Below are 9,702 nucleotides of genomic sequence, written 5' to 3'. Positions count from 1 at the left end.
TGCCGAACTCAGAAGTGAAACGCCGTAGCGCCGATGGTAGTGTGGGGTCTCCCCATGTGAGAGTAGGGAACTGCCAGACATCAAATAAGTGAAAAGGCCATCCGCAAGGATGGCCTTTTTGCGTTTCTGCGCTGCACAAACCGTAGGCCGGGTAAGGCGAAGCCGCCACCCGGCAGAGCAAACGACTAATGAATTACCTGCGATAAAAATGCTCGCGTACGTTCTGACTTCGGATGCGCAAAGAACTCATCCGGCGGTGCCTGCTCAACAATCTCGCCGCGGTCCATAAAGATCACCCGGTCGGCCACGGTTCTCGCGAATCCCATCTCATGCGTGACGCACAGCATGGTCATGCCGGATTGTGCCAGCCCAATCATGGTATCCAGAACCTCCTTCACCATTTCCGGATCCAGCGCAGATGTTGGTTCGTCAAACAGCATGATTTTGGGTTTCATGCACAGCGAACGGGCGATAGCCACGCGCTGCTGTTGCCCGCCCGAGATCTGACCTGGAAACTTATTGGCATGCTCCGCGATACGTACGCGTTCAAGGTAGTGCATCGCCAGCGCCTCCGCTTCCTGTTTCGGCATCTTTCGGACCCAAATCGGCGCAAGCGTACAGTTCTGCAGAACGGTCAGGTGTGGAAACAGATTAAAGTGCTGAAATACCATTCCCACTTCCTGCCGCACGCGTTCGATATTGCGGATATCTTCATTCAGTTCAATACCATCAACCACAATGCGCCCTTGTTGATGCTCTTCAAGATGGTTAATACAGCGAATGGTTGTGGACTTACCTGAACCGGAAGGGCCGCAAAGGACGATGCGTTCGCCCTGCTTTACCTTAAGATTGATGTCCTTCAGGACATGAAACTGTCCATACCATTTATTGACGTTTTCCAGCGTAATCATCGCGTTGGCGGTTGTCATAGTCATTTGGCTCATAATTTCCTCAGTGCGGTGTACGCCCGGTGTTAAAGCGCTTTTCCAGATGCTGGCTATAGCGCGACATGCTAAAACAAAAGATCCAGTAGATCAGAGCGGCAAAGACATATCCCTCGGTGGACATACCCAGCCAGACAGGGTCAACGGTTGCCTGCTGCACGCTGCTAAAGAGATCGAACAATCCGATGATGATCACCAGGCTGGTATCTTTAAAGAGAGCAATGATCGTATTGACCAGCCCAGGGATAACCAGCTTGAGCGCTTGCGGAAGGATCACCAGCCCCTGCGTTTTCCAGTAACCGAGCGCCAGCGATTCCGCCGCTTCGTACTGGCCTTTAGGCAATGCCTGCAGGCCACCGCGTACAACTTCAGCGACATAGGCGGACTGGAAGAGAATCACCCCGACCAGGGCACGGATCAGCTTGTCGATCGTTGTACCTTCCGCCATAAACAGTGGCAGCATGACCGACGACATAAACAGTACGGTGATAAGCGGTACGCCGCGCCAGAACTCAATAAAGATAACGGAGAGCACGCGTACGACCGGCATTTTTGAACGGCGACCCAGGGCGAGTAAAATGCCCAACGGTAGCGCGCCGGCGATCCCTACTGAAGCGATAATCAACGTCAGCGTCAGCCCACCCCACTGGCGTGTTTCAACGCGTTCCAGCCCCAGAAAACCGCCATACAGCAGCACCCAGACAATAATCGGATAAACCACCGCCCAGACGGCAATATAGCGTCCACGGTGAGGCAGCTTTTTCCAGAACATGACTGCAACAGAGAGCAGGCCGATAACCAGCGCCAGATTAATCCGCCAACGCTGTTCGTGGGGATACAACCCATACATGAACTGGCCGAAGCGCTCATGAATAAACACCCAGCAAGCGCCAGCTTTAGTACAATCTGCCCGGGTTGTACCGACCCAGTTGGCCTGTAAAAACGCCCAGCTCAGCAGGGGAGGAATCAATTCCCACATTAGCCACAGGCAGACGATCGTCAGCAGGCTGTTACTCCAGCTGGAGAAGAGATTCTTACGCGCCCAGAGAATAAAACGTCCACCCGTCGAGCTGGCAGGGCGCGAGGAGTGCGACAGTATCGCTTTTGTCATCATAGATCCTTAGCGCTCGACCAGTGCTATACGACGGTTATAAAGGTTCATCAGCAACGAAATAGCCAGACTGATGATTAGATAGACGGACATGGTGATGGCAATGGTTTCTATGGCCTGTCCGGTCTGGTTAAGCACGGTTCCGGCGAAGAGAGACACCATATCCGGATAACCAATGGCAGCTGCCAGCGATGAGTTTTTGACAATGTTGAGATACTGGCTGGTCAGGGGCGGAATGATCACCCGTAAAGCCTGCGGAATAATAACCTGGCGAAGCGTCACGGTATTCGGCAAACCGAGTGAACGTGCCGCCTCGTGCTGCCCGTAAGGCACGGCCTGGATCCCGGAGCGGATGATTTCCGCAATAAACGCGGAGGTATAAATTGAAAGCGCCAGCGTGAGTGCTGCCAGTTCAGGAATTAACACCATACCACCCTGGAAGTTGAACCCGCGTAGGTGAGGAATATCCCAGTGCAAGGCTGCACCAAAAAGCCAGTGAGCAACTAACGGTAAGCCAACAATCAGCGCAGCGGCAACTGGCCATGTTTTACGAAGCTGTCCGGTTTTAATCTGATGCTTACGGTTATAGCGGAACAGGCCGACGGAAATCGCGAGCGCAACAATAATGGCGACGATAAAGGCGTAAATCCCTTCGGCCACCTGCGGAGAGGGAATGTATAACCCACGATTACTCAGGAAAAACAGCTCAAACGCATCGACGGCCTGGCGGGGACCGGGAAGATTACGCAGCACCGCGAAATACCAGAAGAAGATCTGCAGCAGCGGTGGGATGTTGCGAAACGTCTCAATATAGATGGTGGAAAGCTTTCGCAGCAGCCAGTTTTCAGAAAGACGCGCCAGCCCAATAAAGAAGCCCAGGATGGACGCGAAGACAATACAAAGTGCCGATACCAACAGCGTATTCAGTAAACCGACCACAAACACGCGTCCGTACGTGTCACCCTCCTGATAGTCGATAAGGTGCTGAACAATCCCAAAGCCCGCGCTGCGATCCAGAAACGCAAAACCGGAGGTGATACCTCGATTATTCAGGTTAGTGATGGTGTTATGGATGAGATACACGGCGATAAGAACAACCGCAACAATAGCAATAATCTGGAATAGCCAGGCGCGGACCGCGGGATGAGAAAAGGATAGCGATCCTTTTACGGCTGAGCGGCGATGGGACATAAAGAAACCTCAGTAACCATGACTCTGGAGTGGGCACTGCCCGAGCAGTGCCCGTTACAGCTATGACTTAACGTACTGGTGGCGCGTACTGAATACCGCCGTTATTCCAGAGATTGTTCTGGCCGCGTTTGATCTTCAGCGGGCTTTCCGATCCCACGTTACGCTCGAAGATCTCTGCGTAGTTACCCACCTGTTTGATGATGTTGTAAGCCCACTTGTTATCCAGCTTCAGATCCTTGCCGAAATCACCTTCTTTACCGAGCAGGTGCGCCATATCCGGGGTGGAAGGATTCGCCGCTTTCTCATCAACGTTTTTCGAGTTGATGCCCATCTCTTCTGCATTCAGCATGGCAAACAGCGTCCAGCGAACGATAGAGAACCAGTCTTCATCGCCACGACGCACAACCGGTCCGAGAGGTTCTTTGGAGATCACTTCAGGCAGGACAATCCATTCCGCCGGATTGCTCAGCTTAATGCGTAAGGCATACAGCTGTGACTGGTCAGAGGCCAGGGTGTCGCAGCGACCGGATTCCAGCGCTTTGGCTGATTCATCCGAGCGGTCGAAAGTCACAGGGGTGTATTTCATCTTATTTGCTTTGAAATAATCCGCGACGTTCAGCTCGGTATCGGTACCCGCCTGGATACACACGGTGGCGCCATCCAGTTCTTTGGCGCTTTTCAGGCCCGCTTTATTGTGGGTCAGGAAGCCGATGCCGTCATAATAGGTCACGCCCGTAAATGACATCCCCATACCTGCATCGCGGGAGGAGGTCCAGGTGGTATTACGCGAGAGCATGTCAACCTCGCCGGACTGCAGCGCCGTAAAGCGCTCTTTCGCCGTCAGCGGGGTGTATTTTACTTTGCTGTCATCACCAAAAACCGCTGCTGCGACGCCACGGCAGACATCCACATCAATACCGGTAAATTTGCCGTTCGCATCGGCATAAGAGAAGCCAGGCAGACCGTCGCTGATACCGCATTGAACAAAACCTTTCTTTTTAACGGCATCCAGCGTCGTTCCCGCATGGGCTTGACCGGCTATGGCAAACAACATGCCTGCAGCGGTCAGGCTGGCTATCATCGTCTTTTTCATAATGGATCCTGTGTGGCGAAATTTATTGTTATAGAAGCGTTTTTAAGCGCTTAACCTGTCTGTGGCATTGGCCAACGTTTATAAAGCAAACGTAATGCCAGTTTTGAGTTCAGCGAGATAAGAGAAAACTGAACGCTTAATGCAGAGTGTAGACAGGCTTAAATAAAATGAGCGCCCCGAAACAGTGCGAAATTACAACCTGTGCCACAAATTGGAGCAAAAGTTTTAACCGGGATGAGATAAAAAGAAGAGATAGTTTCTGAGGTGAATATTGGCAGAGTATTCAATAGTATTAATGTATGAAAATCATCAGAGATAAGAAAAAGGTGTTGATAGCGGTTGGTTGAAATGAAATATAAGAATAAATGCGGAACTTTTTTATTTATTAGAAAATGGTGCACTCATTAAAAGCAAAAGCGCGACCGGAGCCGCGCTTTCTGAACAGATGTTACTTCGTCAGGGCAACAATACCTAATGTTAAACCCGCTACTGCGGCAGCGCCGCCGGCGATGGCACCCGCTGTTTCCCAGTTGTCCTGGGTGGTGCCTTTCATACAGGTATTGGTATGAACCAGTCGGCCCTGATCATCGTAAACCGGTACACAAGGAGAGTCGTGCGCGCAACCAGCAAGCAGCGCAGCGAGAAGTGCAACGGAAATGAATCTTTTCATGATGTTACCTCAGTATTATTTCTTATTCGCTACATAGCCAGGAGGGCTATTAACGAACTGGAGATTATTTTACCACCAGGGTAAGTTCCCGTTACACGTGGAATAATCTCAAATTATGTAGTTTGTAAAAATCATGGAGAAAAAGCGTTTTCTGGATAAATTCATGGAGAAAATATGGAGTCGCAACAGGGTGCTTTTACTTAATGCAAACTCATGAATTTTTTATATGCGATTCAATAATGACTAATCTATTGTTTATATTAAAATAAAAAAGGCACCAAACGGTGCCTTCAGGGATACGTTAATCCTTATGGTTGGTAAACCGTCTCCGGACAACCACAAAGAAAACGGGCACAAAGAAAATAGCCAGAAGCGTTGCGGAAAGCATGCCTCCCATCACACCCGTACCGACGGCGTTTTGCGCTCCGCTCCCGGCTCCGGTGCTAATTACCAGCGGCATGACGCCAAGAATGAAGGCCAGGGAGGTCATCAGGATCGGGCGAAGGCGCATTCTTGAGGCTTCCAGCGTGGCCTCAATGATACCTTTACCTTCTTTATCCATCAGGTCCTTAGCAAATTCGACGATCAGGATGGCGTTTTTCGCCGATAACCCAATCGTTGTCAGCAGGCCGACCTGGAAATAGACGTCATTGTTTAACCCGCGCAGCGACGCTGCGAAAAGAGCCCCGATGACGCCTAACGGCACAACCAGCATGACAGAGAAGGGTATGGACCAGCTTTCATACAGTGCAGCCAGGCACAGGAACACCACGATCAGTGAAATGGCGTACAGTGCAGGCGCCTGGTTACCGGAAAGGCGTTCCTGATAAGACATTCCCGTCCAGTCATAGCCGATGCCGGAAGGCAGTTTTGCCGCCAGGCTTTCCATCATCACCATGGCCTCACCGGTACTTTTCCCTGGGGCTGACTCACCGAGGATCTCCATGGACGGCATGCCGTTATAGCGTTCCAGACGAGGAGAACCGTAAACCCAGTGAGCGCTGCTAAAGGAGGAGAACGGCACCATTTCCCCATTCGCGCTGCGCACGTAGAGATTGTTGATGTCCCCCGGCAACATTCGGAATTTCGCATCCGCCTGGACGTAAACTTTTTTCACGCGGCCATGATCGATAAAGTCATTCACATAGGTACCACCCAACGCCGTCGATATCGTCTGGTTGACGTCAGAAATGCTAATCCCCAGCGCCTGCGCTTTCTCCTGATCGACATCCAGTTTGAACTGCGGTGTATCCTCCAGGCCGTTAGGACGCACGCGAACCAGCAGGTCAGGGTGCTCTTTCACCATGCCGAGCAGCTGATTACGCGCCTGCGTCAGCTGGGTATGCCCCAGGTTTGCCTGATCGATAAGTTCAAAGTCGAAGCCCGTTGCGGTTCCCAGTTCGATAATGGCAGGCAGGTTAAACGGAAATACAAGGCCGTCTTTAATCTGGCTGAACGCTTTTGTCGCTCGGCCCACGATGGCCTCAACGCTATTTTTCTCCCCAGAACGTTCTTCCCAAGGCTTCAGGCTGACGAAGGCGATACCGGAGTTCTGGCCCTGACCGCTAAAGCTAAAGCCGTTAACGGTAAAGACGGATTCAACGTTCGCTTTCTCTTGGGTCAGATAGTAGTCCTGAACCTGGTCGAGAACCTGCTGAGTACGCGTCTGGGTCGCACCCGCCGGGAGTTGAACCATCGTCATAAATACCCCCTGATCCTCTTCAGGCAGGAAGGAGGTAGGTAAGCGCAGGAACAGCACCGCCATCCCACCGACAATAAGGACGTACACCACCAGATAGCGGCCGGTCTTACGCAAAATACCGCTTACGCTGTTGCTGTAGTGCTCCACGCTCTTATCAAAGAGCGCATTGAACCAGCCAAAGAACCCCCCTTTCTTCTCATGATGATCGCCAGAAACGGGTTTAAGCAGCGTTGCGCAGAGTGCGGGCGTCAGGATCAGCGCAACCAGCACGGAGAGCGCCATGGCGGAAACGATAGTCAGCGAGAACTGGCGATAGATGGCACCCGTCGAGCTACCAAAAAAGGCCATCGGGACAAAGACCGCCGAGAGAACCATCGCGATCCCCACCAGCGCGCCCTGGATCTGCTCCATCGACTTCTGCGTGGCCTCTTTCGGCGGCAGCTTGTCCTCTACCATCACGCGCTCAACGTTCTCGACCACCACGATGGCGTCATCAACGAGTAGCCCTATCGCCAGTACCATCCCGAACATCGTCAGGGTGTTGATGGAGAAACCGAACGCCGCAAGAACCGCGAAGGTACCCAGCAGAACCACCGGCACCGCGATAGTCGGAATGAGCGTCGCGCGCAGGTTTTGCAGGAACAGATACATGACCAGGAAGACCAGAACGATCGCTTCAAACAGGGTCTTAACCACTTCATGAATAGAAATTTTCACAAAAGGCGTGGTGTCATAAGGATAGACGACCTTCAACCCCTGCGGGAAGAACTGTTGCAGTTGCGCCAGTTTGCTCTTGATGGCTGCCGCGGTATCCAGCGCGTTTGCCCCGGTTGCCAGCTTAATCCCCAGGCCGGTTGCGGCCTGCCCGTTGATTTTGGTCACCATATTGTAGTTTTCGCCGCCGAGCTCAATGCGAGCGACATCCTTCAGGTGAACCATTGAGCCGTCCTGGTTCACCTTGAGCGTCACGCGGCCAAACTCTTCCGGTGATTTCAGGCGAGTTTGCGCAATGATGGAGGCATTCAACTGCTGTCCAGGAACCGATGGCGTACCGCCCAACTGACCTGCCGCTATCTGGTCGTTCTGCGTTTTCAGCTGGTTGATAATATCCAGCGGCGTCAGCTGGTATTTATTCATCGCGTTGCTGTCGAGCCAGATGCGCATCGCATACTGGGCGCCAAACAGCTGAACGTCGCCGACACCCGTCGTTCGGCTGATAGCATCTTTGACGTTCGAGGCGACATAGTCGGAGATATCATCCTGAGTGAGGTTTTTGTTGTCCGAAACAAAACCGGCGACCAGCAGGAAGCTGCTGCTGGATTTTTCAACGCCAATCCCTTGCTGCTGTACCTCTTGCGGCAGCAGCGGCATGGCGAGCTGCAGTTTGTTCTGCACCTGCACCTGGGCGATGTCCGGATCCGTTCCTGACTCGAAGGTCAGTGTGATGGTGACATTACCTGCTGAGTCGCTGGTGGAAGACATGTACATCAGGTTGTCGATACCGTTCATGTTCTGTTCGATAACCTGGGTCACGGTATCCTGCACCGTCTGGGCATCAGCGCCGGGGTAGGTCGCAGAAATCGCCACGGCTGGCGGAGCAATCGTCGGATACTGGGCGACGGGCAGTTTGAGAATGGCCAGCCCGCCTGCAATCATCAAAATGATGGCAAGTACCCAGGCGAAAACCGGCCTTTGAATAAAGAAATTAGCCATGTCGTCGTTCCTTAACTGGCGGGAGTCGTGGTGGTATCTGGCGTGGCGACGACGGTAGCCCCTGGTCTGACTTTTTGTAATCCGCTGACAATCACGCGGTCACCGTTTTTCAGCCCTTCCGTCACCAGCCAGCGGTCGCCAATGGCCTGAGGCGCAACGACGGTACGTGATTCAACCTGGTTTTTATCATTAACCACCAGCACGGTTGCGTCGCCTCGCGGCGTTCGGGTCACGCCCTGCTGCGGAACCAGAATGGCATCTGGCTGTGTGCCTTCATCAATGCGGGCGCGAACGAACATCCCCGGTAACAGCAGGTGTTGAGGATTCGGGAAAATGGCGCGCAGCGTGATTGAGCCGGTGCTTTCATCCACCGTAACGTCGGAGAACTGCAGGGTGCCTTTCAGAGGATAGGGCTGACCATTCTCCATCAGCAGCTCAACGCTGCTGGCCGTGTCGCCTTTTTGCAGGCTCGTCTGCTTCAGGCGCATAAATTCATTGCTCGACTGGGTCACATCGACATAAATCGGATCAAGCTGCTGGACCGTCGCCAGCGCTGCGGCCTGCCCGTTCGTCACGAGCGCCCCTTCCGTCACGCTGGATTTGCCGATGCGGCCATCGACAGGGGACGTTACTTTGGTATACGCAAGGTTGATACGTGCGCTTTCAACGCCCGCTTTTGCGGCGACAACGCTGGCATCTGCCTGCTGGGCCGTGGCCACGGCCTGGTCATACTCTTGTTTACTGACATACTGTGTTCCCACCAGTGGGAGATAACGTTTCACCGTCAGGTGTGCAATATTGGCCGCCGCCTGCGCCTTTGCCAGCTCGCCTTTCGCGCTGTCGTAAGCCGCCTGATAGGTCGCAGGATCAATTTGATAAAGTGAGTCCCCAGCTTTTACATCGCTACCTTCCGTGAAGTTGCGACGCAGAATGATACCGCTAACCTGTGGACGAACCTCCGCAACGCGGAACGCATCTGTTCTGCCCGGGAGTTCAGTTGTGACGGCCAGCGGCGCACTTTTCACGATATGGACGCTGACCTGAGGCGCCTGTGCATGTTGTTGTTGATTTTCCTGGCCATCGCATCCAGTGAGCAGTACAGCGCAGACAATGAAACCGGCTAAGGGTAAACGTCTGAAATGATTCGTCATGACTGTTCCTTTAAATACCCATTAACCGATGTTTGCCGTAGATCGGTAGTGGGGCAGAGGGAAAAAATAAAATGTAGCTGCGTATAATAACTGTCTCTTATACACATCTGACGCTGCCGACGACGGA

General features: G+C 52.9%; 7 protein-coding genes. All 7 read right to left on the bottom strand.

Translation table 11 applies throughout. From position 1 onward, the window contains the following. Nucleotides 1-185 precede the first annotated feature (185 nt). Entirely contained in the window at nucleotides 186-944 is a 759-nt protein-coding gene (locus HBA26_RS21975) for an amino acid ABC transporter ATP-binding protein (RefSeq protein WP_041907797.1), read from the bottom strand. 7 nt (nucleotides 945-951) lie between these two features. Beyond that, nucleotides 952-2,055: an amino acid ABC transporter permease gene (locus HBA26_RS21970; RefSeq protein WP_059357177.1), complete on the bottom strand. Its 1,104-nt coding sequence runs from the start codon at nucleotides 2,053-2,055 to the stop codon at nucleotides 952-954. Nucleotides 2,056-2,064: 9 nt separating this feature from the next. After that, nucleotides 2,065-3,246 (bottom strand): amino acid ABC transporter permease, encoded by a 1,182-nt coding sequence (locus HBA26_RS21965; RefSeq protein WP_048959000.1) that lies wholly within the window; start codon nucleotides 3,244-3,246, stop codon nucleotides 2,065-2,067. A gap of 67 nt (nucleotides 3,247-3,313) precedes the next feature. After that, complete coding sequence (locus HBA26_RS21960) at nucleotides 3,314-4,339, bottom strand: amino acid ABC transporter substrate-binding protein (protein ID WP_028014619.1); 1,026 nt, start codon at nucleotides 4,337-4,339, stop codon at nucleotides 3,314-3,316. 448 nt (nucleotides 4,340-4,787) lie between these two features. After that, on the bottom strand, nucleotides 4,788-5,009 hold the full coding sequence (locus tag HBA26_RS21955) for a lipoprotein (protein WP_008502867.1): 222 nt from the start codon (nucleotides 5,007-5,009) through the stop codon (nucleotides 4,788-4,790). 301 nt (nucleotides 5,010-5,310) lie between these two features. Then, on the bottom strand, nucleotides 5,311-8,424 hold the full coding sequence (locus HBA26_RS21950) for an efflux RND transporter permease subunit (protein ID WP_126345789.1): 3,114 nt from the start codon (nucleotides 8,422-8,424) through the stop codon (nucleotides 5,311-5,313). An 11-nt stretch (nucleotides 8,425-8,435) separates the two neighbouring features. Next, on the bottom strand, nucleotides 8,436-9,575 hold the full coding sequence (locus tag HBA26_RS21945; RefSeq protein WP_028014617.1) for an efflux RND transporter periplasmic adaptor subunit: 1,140 nt from the start codon (nucleotides 9,573-9,575) through the stop codon (nucleotides 8,436-8,438). Nucleotides 9,576-9,702: the final 127 nt, after the last annotated feature.

Origin of the sequence: Enterobacter sp. 725m/11, assembly GCF_011683705.1 — a bacterium.
GTDB classification, from domain to species: Bacteria; Pseudomonadota; Gammaproteobacteria; order Enterobacterales; family Enterobacteriaceae; genus Enterobacter; species Enterobacter bugandensis.
The sequence above is the reverse complement of the archived record's forward strand: the minus strand, read 5'-3'. Positions and strand labels throughout refer to the sequence as shown.